Source organism: Nonomuraea sp. NPDC048901 (assembly GCF_040649695.1).
GTDB lineage: Bacteria > Actinomycetota > Actinomycetes > Streptosporangiales > Streptosporangiaceae > Nonomuraea.
The window spans coordinates 986,207-1,003,104 of record NZ_JBEZFW010000001.1 but is presented as its reverse complement, the minus strand read 5'-3'; the positions used below and the strand labels follow the sequence as shown (position 1 = coordinate 1,003,104).

Genomic DNA, 16,898 nt, shown 5'->3' with positions numbered 1-16,898 from the left:
GGGTAAAAGGACGCAGTGGCCGGGCCTGTCTACGATGGATAATCGGGACCGTTCGGGGGCGCACGCATTCCACGGAGGATGACCTTGTCGACCGCCAGTCCCTACCTCCCTCCTGCCACGCAGCCGGTGCGAGGGGTCGTCTGGGCCATCCATCTGGTCCTGCCGCTGCTCGGCCTGTGGCTGCTGCTGGCCCAGAGCCACCTCAACATCATGTGGGAGCACCACTCCAGCCACTTCTGGATGATCATCTCGGTGGCCGGCCTCAACGTGGCGCTCGGCGCGCTGATCAGCGAGGCGTCGCGGAAGCGGCAGGACGCCCGGCTCTTCCTGGTCTCGATGGTGTTCCTGGCCAGCGCCGGCTTCTTCTTCCTGCACGGCCTGGCCACTCCGCAGATCATCCTGCCCACCGGATCCATAGGGTTCGACCTCGGGCAGCAGGTCGGGCTGACGATCGCCTCGGGGTTCGCGTTCGCCTCGGCGTTCCCGCTGGGCGAGCGGGCGGCACTGACCGTCATGAGATCCCAGCACCTCATCCGGGGCGTGCTCCTCGGATTCATGATCCTCTGGGGGCTCGCCTCGCTGATCCCGGGGCTGACGCCGCTCAGCCAGCCCCCGCTCAAGGAGCCGGTCAACTGGCTCGTGTGGCTGTCGCTGCCGGGCCTCGGCCTGTACGGCGCGGCCAGCGTGATGATGTTCCAGCTGCACCGGCAGCGGCCGTCGGCCATGCTGGTCAGCCTGATCACCGCCTACGCGCTGCTCGCCGAGGCCATGATCGCCGGGATGTCGCAGCTCAACTGGCACCTGTCCTGGTGGGAGTGGCACATCCTGCTGACGCTGGCCTTCGTCTTCGTCGCCTACAGCGCCTACATCCAGTTCAGGCGCGAGGGGTCCAGCGGCGGCCTGTTCGACTCGGTGGCGCTGTCGGCGACCGTGGCCCGCATCCAGCTGCACTACGACGAGGCCCTGGAAGAGCTGGTCGAGCACGTACGGCGCGGAGAATCGCTGGCGGCCACCCGGTTATCGGACAAGTTCCGGCTCAACGAGGGGCAGGCTGCGGTCCTCGACCGGGCCGGCGAGGCACTGGCCCGCGAGCGTGACCTCTCTGAGCGACTGAGCGCCCTGGTGGCGGTGAGCGCCCAGACCCGCGTACGCCAGTCCGAGAGCGACCTCCTGGCCACCACGCTCGAACGCGTCCGTCAGGCGTACGGCGACGTGCGGATCGGCCTCGTCGCCGACGGCAAGACGCAGATCGGCTCCCGCGCGTACGAGTTCGCCGGAGAGGGCCCCATCAGACGCGACAACCTGTTCGCCTTCCCGCTGACGGTCAAGGGCAACCTGGCGGGCGTGCTCGAGGTGCCGGTCGGCCGCACGGCGCAGGACGAGGCGCTGGCCGCCACCCTGGCCGGGCAGATCTCGATCTCGCTGGAGAACGCCCGCCTCTACCAGGAGCTCGACACGCTCTTCCGGCAGTACATGTCGCCTGACGTGGCCAATGCCCTGCTCGCCGACCCCGGTCAGGCGGCGCTCGGCGGTCAGATGAAGGAGCTGACCGCGCTCTTCGCCGACCTCAAGGGCTTCACCACGTTCTCGGAGCGGGTCACGCCCGGCGAGATCGTCGAGATGCTCAACCGCTATCACACGGCCGCGGTGCCCTGCATCCTGACCAACGGCGGCACGATCGTGCAGTTCGTCGGCGACGCGTTGCTGGCCCTGTTCAACGCCCCGGCCACGCAGAACGGCCACGCCAGGGCGGCCTGCCGGGCCGCGCTGGCCATGCAGGAGGCTGCCTCCGAGGTGGCCGAGGAGATCGCCTGGAGGCGGGAGGACGCGGAAGCGTGGCCGACGTTCCGGGTCGGCGTCAACACCGGTCCCGCCCTGGTCGGCAACATCGGCAGCCCGGAGCTGCGCGGCTTCAACGCGATGGGCGACTGCGTGAACGTGGCCGCCAGGCTGCAGTCCCTCGCCGAGCCGGGCACGGTGGTGATCGGCGAGACGACGCGCAGGCAACTGGGAGCCGGCGTCACGGTGAACCCCCTCGGAAAGCTGAGCCTCAAGGGCAAGGAAGAACTCGTGGGTGCCTACGTTCTGACCGCAATGACCTAGAAGGGCGCTGACCGTACCGACATAATCGGCGCATGAACCCAGATCCCGGCGAGTTCCTCTCCATGCTCACAGCCGACGAGGTCGAGGAAATGCGCGCCGCGGGACGCCCGCGCAGGTGGGAGCGCGGGACGACCGTGATGAGCGAGGGCGACACCTCCGACTGGGTGCTCGTCCTGACCGAGGGCCGGGTGAAGGTCTCGTCGCACACGAGCAGCGGCACCGAGGTGGTGCTGGCCGTACGCGGGCCGGGCGGGCTGCTCGGGGAGATGTCGGCCATCGACGGCTCACCGCGGTCGGCCACGGTCACCGCGCTGGAGCCGATCGCGGGCATCGTGGTCCGCGACTTTCCCGCGTTCCTGCAGGCCCACGGACGCATCGCCGTACTGCTCATGCAGCTGGTGACGGGACGGCTGCGCGACGCGGACCGGAAGCGGATCGAGTACGGGGCGTTCGACACGACGGGCCGGGTGGCGACCCGGCTGATCGAGCTGGCCGAGCGCTACGGCGAGAAGACCAACAGCGGCGTACGCGTCGCGCTGCCGCTCTCCCAGGACGAGCTGGCCGGGTGGACCGGGGCCTCGCGCGAGGCCGTCAGCAAGGCGCTGCGGCTGCTACGGGACCGCGGGCTGATCGAGACCGGGCGGCGGCGCGTGGTGATCCACGATCTTGACGGGTTGCGCAAGCGGGCCAGATAACCCCCCGACAAATCGGACGTACGTCGTACGTCATAGTGGACCGCATGCCCCTCGCGTACGACGACCGCCTCCGTTACGCCTGGCGCGTGTGCTCGGTCACCAGCCTCGGTCTCGTCCTCATCGGCATCGCGGGCAGCACCCTGAACGTCGCGCTACCCGCCGTGGTTCGGCACTTCCACGCGAGCCCGTTCGAGTCCGGCTGGATCCTGCTGGCGTTCCTGCTGGTCAACACCGCGAGCCTGGTGTTCTTCGGCCGGGTGGCCGACCTGCTGGGGCGGCGGGAGATCTACCTGGCCGGGTTCGCGCTGTTCACCGTCGCCTCGCTGCTGGCCGGGCTGTCGCCGGGCGTGTGGTTCCTGGTCGCGATGCGCGTGCTGCAGGCGGTCGGCTCGGCGATGATCCTGGCCAACGGCACGGTCATCATCACTGACGCGTTCCCGCCCGACCGGCTCAGCCAGGGCATGGGCGTCTACATCGGCACCCTCTCCGTGGCGCAGCTCGCCGGGCCGACGCTGGGCGGGCTGATCGCGGACACGGCCGGCTGGCAGTGGATCTTCTGGGTGAACGTACCGGCCGGCCTGATCGCCTTCGGCTGGGGCGCGGTGATCCTGCGCAAGATGCCCCGGGGCCCCCGCGAACCGGTGGACGCGCTGGGCAACGCCCTGGTGTTCGCCGCGCTCTCGGCCATCCTCATCGCCCTGTCTGAGGCGGGCTCCGCCGGGCTGTCGAGCCCTGCCGTGCTGACGGGGGTGGCGGTGTTCGCGGTGCTGGTGCCGGTGATCGCGCTGGTGGAGCGGCGGGCCGCGCATCCGGTGCTCGACCTGCGGCTGTTCGGGGAGCGGCTGCTGGCCTTCGCCAACCTGGCCTCGTTCTGCAACGCGCTGGCCCGCTCGGCGCTGATCCTGGTCGTGGCGCTGTACTTCCAGGCGGCCAGGGGCGTGGACGCCTTCACGGCCGGGCTGAGCGTGCTACCGGTGCCGGTCGGCATGGCGCTGGCCTCACCGCTGGCGGGCTCGCTGAAGATCTCCCCGTATGCCGTGTCGATCGGCGGCGCGCTGATGAGCGCCGTGGGGCTCGGCACGCTGATGCTGACCGCGGACCCCGCCACGCCGTACTGGATCATCGGGGTCGGCCTCTTCGTGGCCGGGTGCGGGAGCGGCACGTTCCTGACCGGCAACACCACACAGGTCATGCGGGCGCTGCCTCGCGGCAGCCTGGGGGTGGTCAACGGGTTCCGGGTGATGATCATGAACATGGGGATCGTGATCAGCGTGGGCCTGTCACTGAGCGTCCTGGCCGGCTCGGTGGGGCCCGCCGAACGGGCCCAGGTGTACGCGGGGACGCTGGCCAAGCTGTCGCCGGTGGCGGTGGGGCAGGTGATGCACGGGTTCGAGCGAACGTACGCGATGCTGTTCGCCGTCGCCCTGACGGGCGCCTTATTCGCGGCGCTGGCCCGGCCGCGACAGACGTGATGGTCGGCTTCCCGGCGCCCAGGAGCGCAGCAGCGGCCTCAGCGGAAAGCCGCGGCCAGCCGAGATTCCACGTCGCGGTAGCGGCTGACCGGGATCAGGTGGACGCCGTCGAAGGCGCCCGAGTCGCGGATGGCCAGGACCTGCTCGCAGGCCGCGTCCACGCCCGCCATGCGGTCGGCCGCCACCGCGTGGATCAGCCGGTCGGGGATGGCGATGTCGGGGATCGCCGCGGCCAACGTGCGGGCGTGGCGCTCGCTGGCCAGCACCATCACCCCCGCGTAGACCGGCATGTCGACCTGGTTGGCCTCGCGCCAGCGCAGCAGTGCCTCCAGGGAGAAACCGACCTGGAGGAACAGGAAGTCGGCCGCGCGCTTCCAGGCGGGCAGGGGACGCAGCCCGGCCGCCGCGCCGACGCGGAACCCGCCGTCGAAGTTCCTGGCCTCTTCGATCATCGAGCGGACGGTCAGGTCGCTGGTCCGGTTGCCGCTCGCCGGCTTGTCACCGTAGACGAACAGGAACTGGTCGACCCCGTAGGCCGCGGCCGTCAGCAGGTCGCGCTGGAAGCCGAGCAGGTTGCGGTCGCGGGAGTTGAGGCAGGCGATGCTCCGCCCGCCCATCGCCTCGACTTCGTGCGCGACGGCCACGCTGGACACGGTCGCCCGGCCGATGTGGTTGTCAGGGATGAGGAACGAGTGGGCGATCTTGCTCATCGTGCCGATCTGGTGCCGGACGTGCTTCAGGTCCGGCGTGGTGGGCGGCTCGATCTCGCAGACCAGCTCGAAAGTCATGCCGAGCACCCTAACGTCTGGCCGCCAAAGCCTCCACGCCGCTGATGACCAGGTCCACGCCGAACGAGTCGTAGAAGCCGGCCGCCATCCCCTCGACCATCGGGCCCGCCATCTCCACCAGGTTCGGGTATTGGTCCGCCGGCAGGGACTCCAGGCCCAGGCGCTTCACCCGGACGATCTCGGCGATCTCCTCCGAAGTATGGCGGGAGCGGAAGTGGACCGGGGCGTCGGCGATGGAGATGGCGCTCTGCAGCAGGTATTTGGAGATCAGGCAGCACTCTTCCACGGTGAACCCCGCCGCCCGCGCCAGCCCGAGCGCCAGGTCCCAGACCGCCAGGAAGCTGGGCACCGCGCCCTGGTCCACCTGCTCCAGCACGCTCTTCGCGCACGGGTGGGCGCGCAGGACCCTGATCAGGCCCTCGACCAGCTCCCGTAGCCGGTCGGGCCACGGGCGGTCGTCGTCTTCGGTCTTGATCCCGAAGCCCAGGATCAGGTGGTCCGCCATGCCGATGAGCAGCTGGTCCTTGTTCTTGAAGTGCCAGTAGAGGGCCATCGGCGTCACGCCCAGGTCGGCCGCCAGTCGCCTGATCGTCACGGTGTCGAGCCCTTCGGCGTCACCGATCTCCAGGGCCCGCTCGACGATGGCCGCCGCGGTCAGTTTTCCCATCACGGTTGACAACTATACGACGTACAAGTTCACTATACGACGTACAAGTACGACGTATAGGAGACGAACATGGACCGGCGCTGGTGGGCGCTCACCGCGGTGACGCTCGGGACCTTCATGACCTACCTCGACAACAACCTGGCGAATGTCGCGCTGCCGACGATCCAGCGGGAGCTCGGGCTGACGATCTCCGGTCTGGAGTGGATCGTGAGCGGCTACATCCTGGTGTTCGCCGGGCTCATGCTGGTAGGCGGCAGGCTGGCCGACGTGTTCGGCGCCCGGCGGGTGTTCACGACGGGGTTGGTGATCTTCACGCTGTCGTCCCTCGCCGCCGGGCTGGCCACCGACGGCACCATGCTGATCGCCGCCCGCGCCGTGCAGGGTCTCGGCGCGGCCATGCTCACGCCGACGGCGCTCTCGCTGCTGACGCAGATCTTCCCCGACCCGGGCGAGCGCGGGCGGGCCGTGGGCATCTGGAGCGCCTCCGGCGCGCTGTCGATGGCGCTCGGCCCGGTGACCGGCGGCTTCATCAGTGAGCGGCTGCACTGGGGCTGGATCTACCTGATCAACGTGCCGATCGGGCTGGTCACGCTCGGCCTCGCGCTCTGGGCCGTCCGTCCCGCCTTCACCCGGGTACGGCGCGGCCTCGACCTGCCGGGCCTGGTCACCTCGGCGCTCGCGCTGTTCGCCCTCACCTACGGGCTGATCGAGGGCGACGGCGCCGGATGGACCTCGCCGGAGATCCTGGCCGCCTTCGGTGTGGCGCTCGCGGCGGCGCTGGCGTTCCTGCTCATCGAGGCGCGGTCCGCCGAGCCGATGATCGACCTGTCACTGTTCAGGGCGCGGATGTTCAGCGGCGGCCTGATCACCATGGGCATCTGGTCGTTCGGCGTGTTCGGCATCTACTTCTTCAGCGCTCTCTGGCTGCAGAACGTGCTCGCCTTCTCCCCCTCCGAGGCCGGCGCCGCGTTCGTGCCGATGGCCCTGGTCATGGCGGTCACGGCGATCCTGTCGCAGCGGGTCAGCGCGCGGCTGGGCATCGGCCCGACCGTCGCGCTCGGCATGGCGCTGATGGGCGGCGCCCTGTTCATGATCTCCGGGATCGGCGCCGACGGCGGGTACGGCGACGTGGTCCCCTGGTTCCTGCTGTACGGCCTGGGCGGCGGCCTCCTGGTGCCCCTGACCGCCGCGATCCTGTCCGGCATGCCCCAGGGCAGGTCGGGCGTCGCCTCTGGGGTGCTGAACGTGTCGCGCGAGGTGTTCGGGCTGCTCGGCATCACCGTCCTGGGCGCGGTCCTGAGCTCCAGGCAGAGCGCCAGTGACCGGCCGCCGCTGGCCGCCTTCCTCGACGCCTACCAGTTCACGCTGGTGCTGGCGGCCGTGCTCGTGCTGACGGCGATCCCGGTCAGCCTGTACGCCCTGCGCACCCGCCGTACGAGTGACAGCCAGGCGAACCAGCCGCGAGCCGAGCGGCGGGAGCAGACGACCGCCGCCTGAGCGACCGAGCCGCACCCGCACCCGCTCACGCGACCGGGCCGCACCCCTCACGCGACCCCGGCGGTGGCGGGCTCGTCGAACTGGGTGCGGTACAGCTCCTCGTAACGGCCCCCAGCGGCGAGCAGCTCGGCGTGCGTACCCCGCTCGACCACCCGCCCGTCCTCGATCACCAGGATGACGTCGGCGGCGCGGATCGTGGACAGGCGGTGCGCGATCACCACGGCGGTCCTGCCCTGCAGCGCCTCACCCAGCGCCTCCTGCACGGCCGCCTCCGAGGTGGAGTCGAGCGCCGCGGTGGCCTCGTCCAGGATCACCACCCTGGGCCGGGCCAGCAGCAGCCGGGCGATCGTCAGCCGCTGGCGCTCGCCGCCCGACAGCCGGTAGCCGCGCTCCCCGACCACGGTGTCGAGACCGTCGGGCAGGGACTCGATGAGCGTGGCCAGCCGGGCCCGGCCGAGCACCTCCCAGAGCTCCGCCTCATCGGCCTCGGGCCGGGCGAGCAGCAGGTTGGCCCTGATCGTCTCGTGGAACAGGTGCCCGTCCTGGGTCACCATGCCGAGCGTGTCGCGGATCGAGTCGGCGGTCAGGTCGCGTACGTCCACGCCGCCGATCCTCACAGTCCCCGAGTCGGCGTCGTACAGCCTCGGCAGGAGCTGCGCGATCGTCGACTTGCCCGCGCCCGAGGAGCCGACGAGGGCGACCATCTGGCCCGGCTCGGCCGTGAAGGAGACGCCGTGCAGCACCTCGACCCCGCCACGCGTGTCGAGGACGGCGACCTCCTCCAGCGAGGCGAGCGAGACCTTGTCGGCCGCGGGGTAGGCGAAATGCACGTCGTCGAACTCCACGGAGACCGGCCCGTCGGGGACGCTGACCGCGCCCGGCCGTTCCTTGATCAGCGGTTCGAGATCGAGCACCTCGAAGACCCGCTCGAAGCTGACCAGCGCGCTCATCACGTCCACCCTGGCGCTGGCCAGGGCGGTCAGCGGCGTGTACAGGCGGGTGAGCAGCAGGGCCAGGGCCACGACCGAGCCGGGGTCGAGCTGGTCACGCAGGGCGTAGAAGCCGCCGAGGCCGTACACGAGGGCCAGGGCCAGCGCGGACACCAGGGTGAGCGCGGTGACGAAGACCGACTGGGTCATGGCCGTGCGCACGCCGATGTCACGCACCCGCCTCGCCCGGGCGGCGAACTCCGCCGACTCGCGGGCGGGCCGGCCGAACAGCTTCACCAGCGTCGCGCCGGGCGCGGAGAAGCGCTCGGTCATCTGCGTGCCCATGGCCGCGTTGTGGTCGGCCGCCTCACGCCGCAGCCGGGCGATCCTGGTGCCCATCCGGCGCGCGGGCAGGACGAACACCGGCAGCAGCAACAGCGCGAGCAGCGTGATCTGCCAGGAGATCCCGATCATCACGATGAGGGTCAGTACGAGCGTCACGATGTTGCCCGCCACGCTGGACAGGGTGTCGGTGAAGGCGCGCTGCGCGCCGATCACGTCGTTGTTCAACCGGCTGACCAGGGCGCCCGTGCGGGTCCTGGTGAAGAAGGCGATCGGCATCCGCTGGACGTGGTCGAAGACCGCCGTACGCAGGTCGAGGATGAGTCCTTCGCCGAGCCCCGCCGACAGCCATCTGGTCACCAGGCCGAGCCCGGCCTCCGCCAGGGCGAGAACCGCGATCAACCCCGCCAAACCGGCCACGATGCCGAACGTCTCACCCTTGACGATCGCGTCGACGACCCGGCCCGCGAGGACGGGCGAGACCACCGCCAGGGCCGCCATCACCACGCTCAGCACCAGGAAGTACGCCACCCGCCGCCGGTGCGGCCGGGCGAAGGCCCCGACGCGACGGAGCGTCGCCCTGGACAGTGGGCGACGCTCCGTCTGGTTGTTCATCGAATACAGCTGATGCCAGGCGGTCATTTCCATGCTCATGCATGGCAGCCTAGGACCTCAACTTAACTTCAGGTCAAGCGCCGATCTTCTGGCCCTTCTCGTGCCAGACGACCGCGACCGACGGACGCGGCTGGTCACCGTCGGGCCAGTGGCTGGCCGGCTTGTCGGGGGTGGCGCCGTCCAGCTCACCCGGATGCTGCACCGCGACGAACACGCTGCGCTGGTCCTCGGTGACCATCGGGCCGCAGGTCTCCGCGCCGAGCGGGACCGTGAGGAACTGCCGCAGGTGACCGCGCTCCTTACCCCGCACGGGCATCACGAACATACCGTCGTTGCTGCCGAGCTGGTTGCCGTCGGTGGCGATCCAGAGGTTGCCGTCCCGGTCGAAGGCCACGTTGTCCGGGCAGGAGATCGGCGAGACCTTCGTCTTGTCGTAACCGGCGAAGTAGGTCGCGGCGTCGTTCGGGTCGCCGCAGACCAGCGGGATCGACCAGGCGAACGTCTTCTCCCCCGCGTCGTCGCGCCGCTCCACGATCTCCAGCACGTGGCCGTGCTTGTTGGACGGGCGCGGGTTGGCCTCGTCGACCTGCACCGCGGTGCGGTTGGTGTTGTTGGTCAGCGCCACGTACACGCCACCGGTGACGGGGTTGCGCTCCATGTCCTCGGGGCGGTCCATCTTGGTCGCCCCCACCTTGTCGGCGGCGACGCGGGTGTAGACCAGCACCTCGGTGGCGGTCATGCCGTCCACGTACGACTTGCTGCCCGAGACCAGCGGGATCCACTGGCCGGAGCCGTCGAAGGCGCCGTCGGAGGGCAGCTTGCCCGACCCGTCGATCTCGGCGGCGGGGCTGTCGCCGGTGAACTTGGCGACATAGAGCGTGCCCTCGTCGAGCAGGTCCCTGTTGTGCCGGTCGTTACCGGGGATGAAACGGTTCTTTGACACGAACTTGTAGATGTACTCGAAGCGGGAGTCGTCGCCCATGTACACGACCACGCGCCCGTCGCGGGCCAGCGTGGTGTTGGCGGCCTCGTGCTTCAGGCGGCCCAGCGCGGTCCGCTTGACAGGCGTCGAGTCGGGGTCGAACGGGTCGATCTCCACGACCCAGCCGAACCTGTTGGCCTCGTTCGGGTGCTTGGCCAGGTCGAAGCGCTCCTCGACGCGGTCGAAGCGGCGGCTGCTCGACGGGGTGCCGGTGGTGATCGTGTAGCGGGAGATGTACGGCAGCTGCGCCGCCGGGACCTTGTCGCCGTTGACGAAGTACTGGTCGATGTTCTCCTCGGCCGTCAGCACGGTGCCCCACGGCGTGGATCCGCCGGAGCAGTTGTTCAGCATGCCGACGGGGGTACGGCCCTTCGGGTCGGCCGCGGTCTTGAGCAGGTCGCTGCCCGCGGCCGGGCCGCTGAAGCGCATCGGCGTCTGGGCGGTGACGCGCCGGTTGTACCGCCTGCGGCCGGAGGTGACCAGCTTCCACTGGCCGGTGCCGCGGACGCGCTCGATCTCGACGACCGAGCCGCCATGGGCGGCCAGCGCGATCTTGATCTGGTCCTCGGTGGCGGCGGCACCGGTGGTGTAGCCGCGGAACATCAGGTTCTCGTTGGTGTACTCGTGGTTCACCCAGAGCAGCCCGCGGTTGGCGCCCATCGGGAAGAGCGTGACGAAGTCGCAGTTGTACCCGAACTGCTTGGCCTGCGCCTCGGGGCTCTGCTTGTCGAAGTCGAACGCGGGCGCGTCGGCCGTCACGGGGTCGCCCCAGCGCGCGACGACGGCCGAGATGTAGCCGTCGGCGACGGTCAGCGCGTCCTCCTTGTTCGGGGGCACGGGGGTGAAGCGGATGCCGCCCGAGGAGTGGCCCATGAGCTCGGCCTCCGGGGGCTCCGTCGGGTCGGCCAGAGCCGGTACGGCCCCGGCGACGCCGACCCCGACGACCCCGGCGGCCAGGGCGCCCAGGGCGCCGGCGCGGAGCATGCCCCGGCGGGACATCGCCTCGGCGACCACGTCGCCGAAGTAGGTGTTGTCACTGGTGTTGGCCACGTCGTGCGCACAAGCGTTGCCGCAGCGGAACCGGCAGGTCATCGCCGATCGTCCAGATGTATGCGCGGGAAGCAGCGGTAGCAACCGGTTCGCCACAGTTCCTCCAAAAATGAGCTGTCTTACGGCGGGGACGCTACGACCGCCATCGAAACCGCAGGTGAACGAGGACCTCCGACACGATGAACGCTTTCCACGACACAATGGTCAAGTGCCTTCGCGGAAATTGGACCCGGAAAAAATGCGGGCCGCACTGGACGCCCAACTCGTGGCGCTGGACGAACCGCCCTTCGACGGACCGTCCTCGGCGCTGGCCGACGCGCTGGTCTCCGCCGTGCTCGCCGCCTACGAACGGGATCTCCGGCCCGAGCGCGACGCCGCCCGGCAGGCCGTACGCCACCTGCTCGACCGGCTGGCGACCGCCGCGCCCGGCCGGACGGTAGAGGTGCGGGTGCCGCCGTACGCGGCCGTGCAGGCCATCGCCGGTCCGCGCCACACGCGCGGCACTCCCCCCAACGTCGTGGAGACGGACGGCCGCACCTGGATCGAGCTCGCGCTGGGCCGCCTCACCTGGGCCGAGGCCATGGCGAAGGGCGCCGTCTCAGCGAGCGGCGCCCGTGCCGACCTGTCCGGCCATCTCCCGCTCTCCTAGCGAGTACTAGCGGGTACTAGCGAGTACGCCTCATCCAGGGGAACTTGCTCTCGAAGCACTGGTCGGCGAGCTGGCCGGGAAGGTGGCCGCACTCCTGGACCACGCTCCAGAACCAGATGGCCACGACGGCGAAGAGGATCAGGGCCAGGACGCTGACCGCGATGCCCGCGATGGCGCGGCCCTTGCCCACGCCCTTGCTGAGCGCGACGCAGCCGAAGACGATCGACAGGATCGCGGTGAGCAGGCCGGTGAAGCAGACGAAGACGAGGAACGGGCTGGCGACCCCCAGCACCAGCGAGGCCGTGGCCAGGCCGCTGCCAGGCGGGGCGGGCTGGCCGGCCTGGTATGGCTGGTACGGACCCCCTTGCTGGTACGGGCCCCTTGGCGGGTAGGCGCCCCCTGGCGGCGGGCCATAGCCGGGGCCACCTCCGCCGGGCGGGCCGCCGTACGGGCTGGAGGGCGAGGTGCCGGGCACGGCCGGGATGGGTTCGGTTCGAGGGGGCGGGCCCGGCGGCTGGCCTTCCCCGTAGGACGGGGTCTGCGGCCCGGTTTCCCCGTACGACGGAGGCTGCGGCACGAACGACGGCCGCTCCTCCGGCGGTGACGGCGGCGGCTCACCCTGCGGCGAGGTCGGAGGCGCGGGCGGCGGCTCATGGCGCGGCGGCACGCCCGGTGGCGACGGCGGCTCATAGCGTGGTGGCTCGCCCGGCGTCGTCGGCGACTCATAGCGTGGTGGCTCGCCCTCGGGCGTCGTCGGCGGCTCGTAACGCGACGGCGGCGTGGGTCCCGGCGCGCCGTTCTGGGGCTCCGCTCCTTCGTCGTCCCACCCCGGGTAGGGCGGCCGCGCGCCCGGCGCCGGAAACACCTGGGTCTCCTCCGCCTCCTCACCCTCTTGAACCTCGGCCGGCTCAGGGGTCTCGGGCGCCGTGGGCAGGTCGGGGTGGAACGGCTTGCCCGGCTCGCGGCGGGGCCGCGGCTGCTCCTCCGGAGGCTCGTCCTTCGAAGGGTCGCCGTCGTTCGGGCGAGGCTGGTTCGGATCCCCAGGTGTGGTCACGTCTGCGTCTCCCGACGGGTCTGTATGCCGGATACTTCACCTTTTCGCGGCTGACATCCCCGAAACCGCACGACACGGTAAGAGCCCGCTCATCCTTGGGTCACCATGCGCCCAAATGGCAGGCGACGGGCAAGATGAGGACATGCTGGAAGAGACCCTGACCTACGCGTTGATCATGGTCATGAAGACGAAGCGCAACCAGATGGCCGCGGCCCTGGTCCCGCTCGGCCTGCACAGCGGCCAGGAACTGCTGCTCAACCAGCTGTGGCAGGAGGACGGCCTCACCCAGAGCGAGCTCATCCGGCGGCTGGGCGTCGAGCCGCCGACCGTCACCAAGACCGTCCAGCGCCTGGAGCGGGCCGGCTTCCTGCACCGCTCGCCCGACCCCGACCGGCCACGGATGATCCGGGTCTGGCTGACCGACGCGGGCAAGGCCGTCCGCGAGCCCGTGGAGCAGATCTGGACCAGGATGGACGAAGAGCTGCTGAGCGCGTTCGACCCGGACGAGCGGGACATGTTCGGCCGCCTGCTGCGTGCCATGCCCTAACGACCCTTTCACTCCCAGCGAAACCGGCTTGCGGGCAGGCGTCGCCATAGAGTTAGCTGGCTAATTAGTCGGCTAACTAGAGGAGTCCATCATGCACGTGCTCGTCACCGGCGGTTCGTCCGGCATCGGCGCGGCCACGGCCGTCGCCTACGGGGCCACGGGAGCCCGCGTCACCATCACCTACCACTCGGGCGAGGAACGGGCGGCCGAGGTGGTCAAGCGGGTGGAGCAGGCCGGAGGCAAGGCCACGGCCGTCCGCCTCGATCTGGAGGACCACGCGAGCATCACCGCCGCCGTGTCGGAAGCGGGACCCGTGGACGCGCTGGTCGCCAACGCCGTGCGCTGGGGCACGATCATGCCCAACAGCATGGCCTTCGAGGACGTACCCGCGGCGGAGTGGACGGCCGCCCTGCACGCCAACGTGGTCGGCAACGCGATCCTCGCGGGGGCCGTACTGCCCAATATGCGGCGGAACGGTTTCGGGCGGATCGTGTTCGTCTCGTCGGGTGCGGCGGAGGAGGGACTGCCGGGCCCCGGGGCGTACGGCACGGCCAAGATGGCCCTGCACGGCATGGCCCGCGCACTGGCCTGGGAGGCCGGCAAGGACGGCATCCTGGTGAACGTCGCCGCCGCCGGATTCACCCTCACCGAGCGCGAACGGCCCGTCCCGCAGGAGCTCGCGGACGCGCTCGCCGCCCGCACGCCCACCCGGCGACTCTCGACGGCGGACGACCTGGCGGCGCTGATCGTCTTCCTCGGCTCCGCGGCGAACCGCAACCTCACCGGAGAGATCATTCGCGACGGATCCAACGCCGGCCGGTCGGCGCACGCCCTCTGATCTGGCCCCCGGGTGCGAGCAGGGGAGCGGCCGACCTAGACTGAAGCACGTGCTGAAAGGCGACGGCCGGCTCGGCCATGACCTGGACCCCCAAGACCATGCTCCTAAAGACGCCTGCGGCGTCTTCGGTGTCTGGGCGCCAGGCGAGGAAGTCTCCAAACTCACCTACTACGGGCTGTACGCGTTGCAACACCGCGGACAGGAGTCCGCGGGCATCGCGGTCAGCGAGGGCAGTCGCATCCTCGTCTACAAGGACATGGGCCTGGTCTCCCAGGTCTTCGACGAGTCGGTGCTCGGCACCCTCAGGGGCCACCTGGCCATCGGCCACTGCCGCTACTCCACGACCGGCTCCAGTGTGTGGGAGAACGCGCAGCCCACGCTGAGCTCCACCGACGAGGGCGGCCTCGCGCTCGCCCACAACGGCAACCTGATCAACACCCCGGAGCTGGCCCAGCGGCTGGCCCCCGGGGCGACCAGGGCGACCACCGACACCGAAGTGCTCACCACGCTGCTCGCCCAGGACCGCGACCGGTCCATCGAGGACGCGGCGGCCGAGCTGTTGCCGCAGGTGAAGGGCGCCTACTCGCTGGTGTTCATGGACGAGCGGACGCTCTACGCGGCCCGTGACCCGCAGGGCATCCGCCCGCTGGTCCTGGGCCGCCTGGAGCGGGGCTGGGTGGTGGCCTCCGAGACGGCCGCGCTCGACATCGTGGGCGCCACGTTCACCCGCGAGATCGAGCCGGGCGAGATGCTCACCATCGACGAGCGCGGCGTCAGGTCGCGCCGGTTCGCGCTGGCCGAGCCGAAGGGCTGCCTGTTCGAATACGTCTATCTGGCCCGCCCCGACACCACCATCGCCGGGCGCGGCATCCAGGTCACCCGGGTCGAGGTCGGCCGCGTGCTGGCCCGCGAGCACCCCGTCGAGGCCGACCTGGTCATCCCCACGCCCGAGTCGGGCACGCCCGCCGCCGTCGGCTACGCGGAGGAGAGCGGCATCCCCTACGGCCAGGGCCTGGTGAAGAACTCCTACGTCGGCCGCACCTTCATCGAGCCCTCGCAGACCATCCGGCAGCTCGGCATCAGGCTCAAGCTCAACCCGCTGCGCGAGGTCGTCGAGGGCAAGCGGCTGGTCGTCGTCGACGACTCGATCGTGCGCGGCAACACCCAGCGCGCGATCGTCAGGATGCTGCGCGAGGCCGGCGCTAGTGAGGTGCACGTACGCATCTCCTCGCCGCCCGTGGCCTGGCCGTGCTTCTACGGCATCGACTTCGCCACCAGGGCCGAGCTCATCGCCGGATCGCTCAGCGTCGAGGAGATCCGGGCCTCGCTCGGCGCCGACTCTCTGGGCTACATCTCGCTGGAGGGCCTGACCAAGGCCACCACGATCCCCGCCGAGCGGCTGTGCCGGGCCTGCTTCGACGGCTCCTATCCCATCCCCATCGACCAGGACAACGTGGGCAAGTTCGTGTTGGAGAGCAAGGCGTGACGACGTACGAGGCCGCCGGGGTCGACATCGAGGCGGGCGAGCGCGCCGTCTCACTGATGAAGGCCAAGGTGGCCCGCTCACGCAGACCCGAGGTGGTCGACGACGCCAGCGGGTTCGCCGGCCTGTTCGACGCCTCGGCCCTGCTGCGCTACCAGCGCCCGCTGCTGGCCACCTCGACCGACGGCGTGGGCACCAAGGTCATGCTCGCCCAGCAATACGGCAAGCACGACACGATCGGCGTCGACCTCGTCGCCATGGTCCTCGACGACCTGGTGGTGTGCGGCGCGGAGCCGCTGTTCATGACCGACTACATCGCCTGCGGCAAGGTGGTGCCCGAGCGCATCGCCGAGATCGTGGGCGGGGTCGCCGAAGGCTGCAGGCTGGCCGGGGCGGCCCTGCTCGGCGGCGAGACCGCCGAGCACCCAGGGGCCATGGGCCCCGACGAATACGACCTGGCGGGCGCGGGCACCGGCGTCGTGGAGGCGTCGGCGATGCTCGGCGCCGACCGCGTGCGGGCCGGCGACGTCGTCCTCGGCCTGGCGTCGTCGGGAGTGCACTCCAACGGCTATTCACTGGTACGCCACGTGCTGCGCGAGTCGTCGCTGTCGCTCGACGCCGACCTGCCCGAGCTGGCCAGGCCGCTGGGCGCCGAGCTGCTGGAGCCGACCAGGATCTACTCGCTCGACTGCCTGGAGCTGGCCCGGAGGGTCGACGTGCACGCCTACGCCCACATCACCGGCGGCGGCATCGAGAGCAACCTGTCCCGCTCACTCCCCGACCACCTCGACGCCGTCCTCGACCGCTCCTCGTGGACCCCGCCACCGATCTTCTCGGTACTGGCGGGCTATGGCGGCATCGAACAGAAGGACATGGACAAGACCTTCAACCTGGGCGTCGGCATGGCCGCCATCGTCCCCCAGGAGGCAGCGGACGAGTCCATCCGCCTACTGACCGAACGCCACCAACCCGCCTGGATCATGGGCGAAATCACAGAAGGAACCGGCCAAGCCACCTACCGCTGACACACAGGGTGGGAGACCACCTAGAGCCACGGGCTGGCAGGGTCACATAGACGCACCGGGTGGCAGGAGTCGCTGACGACACCTGCCAGCCGTTAGCACCCAGGCGGTCGCACCGTCTTGTAACGGCGCCCGGCCCTGTGCGGGCTCAGCGGCCGTATTCCT

Annotated in this window: 14 protein-coding genes; 9 read left to right on the top strand and 5 right to left on the bottom strand. The window is 70.4% G+C overall.

The genetic code is table 11. The features are described from left to right. The first annotated feature begins 84 nt into the window (after nt 1–84). Genes AB0C30_RS04900 through AB0C30_RS04890 form a run of 3 tightly spaced genes read left to right on the top strand, consistent with a single transcriptional unit; the run spans nt 85 to nt 4,270 of the window. Nucleotides 85–2,103 (top strand): adenylate/guanylate cyclase domain-containing protein, encoded by a 2,019-nt coding sequence (locus tag AB0C30_RS04900; protein WP_357939659.1) that lies wholly within the window; start codon nt 85–87, stop codon nt 2,101–2,103. A gap of 32 nt (nt 2,104–2,135) precedes the next feature. Further along, on the top strand, nt 2,136–2,798 hold the full coding sequence (locus tag AB0C30_RS04895; RefSeq protein WP_357939658.1) for a Crp/Fnr family transcriptional regulator: 663 nt from the start codon (nt 2,136–2,138) through the stop codon (nt 2,796–2,798). 44 nt (nt 2,799–2,842) lie between these two features. Next, nucleotides 2,843–4,270, top strand: coding sequence for an MFS transporter (locus AB0C30_RS04890; RefSeq protein WP_357939656.1), 1,428 nt, complete (start codon nt 2,843–2,845; stop codon nt 4,268–4,270). A gap of 38 nt (nt 4,271–4,308) precedes the next feature. On the opposite strand, the gene AB0C30_RS04885 is transcribed toward AB0C30_RS04890, so the two are convergent. Together AB0C30_RS04885 and AB0C30_RS04880 are read right to left on the bottom strand one after the other, a co-directional pair. Next, nucleotides 4,309–5,058 (bottom strand): methylenetetrahydrofolate reductase, encoded by a 750-nt coding sequence (locus tag AB0C30_RS04885; RefSeq protein WP_357939654.1) that lies wholly within the window; start codon nt 5,056–5,058, stop codon nt 4,309–4,311. Between the two features lie 10 nt (nt 5,059–5,068). Next, nucleotides 5,069–5,725, bottom strand: coding sequence for a TetR family transcriptional regulator (locus tag AB0C30_RS04880; protein WP_357939760.1), 657 nt, complete (start codon nt 5,723–5,725; stop codon nt 5,069–5,071). A gap of 69 nt (nt 5,726–5,794) precedes the next feature. On the opposite strand from AB0C30_RS04880, the gene AB0C30_RS04875 reads away from it, so the two are divergent. Beyond that, nucleotides 5,795–7,222: an MFS transporter gene (locus AB0C30_RS04875; RefSeq protein ID WP_357939652.1), complete on the top strand. Its 1,428-nt coding sequence runs from the start codon at nt 5,795–5,797 to the stop codon at nt 7,220–7,222. A gap of 47 nt (nt 7,223–7,269) precedes the next feature. On the opposite strand, the gene AB0C30_RS04870 is transcribed toward AB0C30_RS04875, so the two are convergent. Together AB0C30_RS04870 and AB0C30_RS04865 are read right to left on the bottom strand one after the other, a co-directional pair. Continuing rightward, nucleotides 7,270–9,147: an ABC transporter ATP-binding protein gene (locus AB0C30_RS04870; RefSeq protein ID WP_357939650.1), complete on the bottom strand. Its 1,878-nt coding sequence runs from the start codon at nt 9,145–9,147 to the stop codon at nt 7,270–7,272. A 34-nt stretch (nt 9,148–9,181) separates the two neighbouring features. Next, a complete protein-coding gene (locus tag AB0C30_RS04865; protein ID WP_357939648.1) occupies nt 9,182–11,182 on the bottom strand; it encodes a PhoX family phosphatase in 2,001 nt (666 codons plus the stop codon). Between the two features lie 196 nt (nt 11,183–11,378). On the opposite strand from AB0C30_RS04865, the gene AB0C30_RS04860 reads away from it, so the two are divergent. Continuing rightward, nucleotides 11,379–11,789, top strand: coding sequence for a sterol carrier family protein (locus AB0C30_RS04860; protein ID WP_357939646.1), 411 nt, complete (start codon nt 11,379–11,381; stop codon nt 11,787–11,789). Nucleotides 11,790–11,805: 16 nt separating this feature from the next. On the opposite strand, the gene AB0C30_RS04855 is transcribed toward AB0C30_RS04860, so the two are convergent. Then, nucleotides 11,806–12,843, bottom strand: a complete 1,038-nt coding sequence (locus AB0C30_RS04855) for a DUF4190 domain-containing protein (RefSeq protein WP_357939644.1) — start codon at nt 12,841–12,843, stop codon at nt 11,806–11,808. Nucleotides 12,844–12,985: 142 nt separating this feature from the next. Between AB0C30_RS04855 and AB0C30_RS04850 the strand changes: the two genes are divergently transcribed. The 4 genes from AB0C30_RS04850 to purM all read left to right on the top strand — a co-directional run bounded on the left by AB0C30_RS04850 (nt 12,986) and on the right by purM (nt 16,736). After that, entirely contained in the window at nt 12,986–13,390 is a 405-nt protein-coding gene (locus tag AB0C30_RS04850; RefSeq protein ID WP_357939642.1) for a MarR family transcriptional regulator, read from the top strand. 91 nt (nt 13,391–13,481) lie between these two features. Next, nucleotides 13,482–14,228 carry an SDR family NAD(P)-dependent oxidoreductase gene (locus AB0C30_RS04845; protein WP_357939640.1) on the top strand — a complete coding sequence of 249 codons (747 nt, stop codon included), beginning with the start codon at nt 13,482–13,484 and terminating at the stop codon, nt 14,226–14,228. A 49-nt stretch (nt 14,229–14,277) separates the two neighbouring features. Then, nucleotides 14,278–15,714, top strand: a complete 1,437-nt coding sequence (gene purF, locus AB0C30_RS04840; RefSeq protein ID WP_357939638.1) for an amidophosphoribosyltransferase — start codon at nt 14,278–14,280, stop codon at nt 15,712–15,714. After that, complete coding sequence (gene purM, locus AB0C30_RS04835) at nt 15,711–16,736, top strand: phosphoribosylformylglycinamidine cyclo-ligase (RefSeq protein WP_357939636.1); 1,026 nt, start codon at nt 15,711–15,713, stop codon at nt 16,734–16,736. The genes purF and purM overlap by 4 nt, the downstream gene beginning before the upstream one ends. Nucleotides 16,737–16,898: the final 162 nt, after the last annotated feature.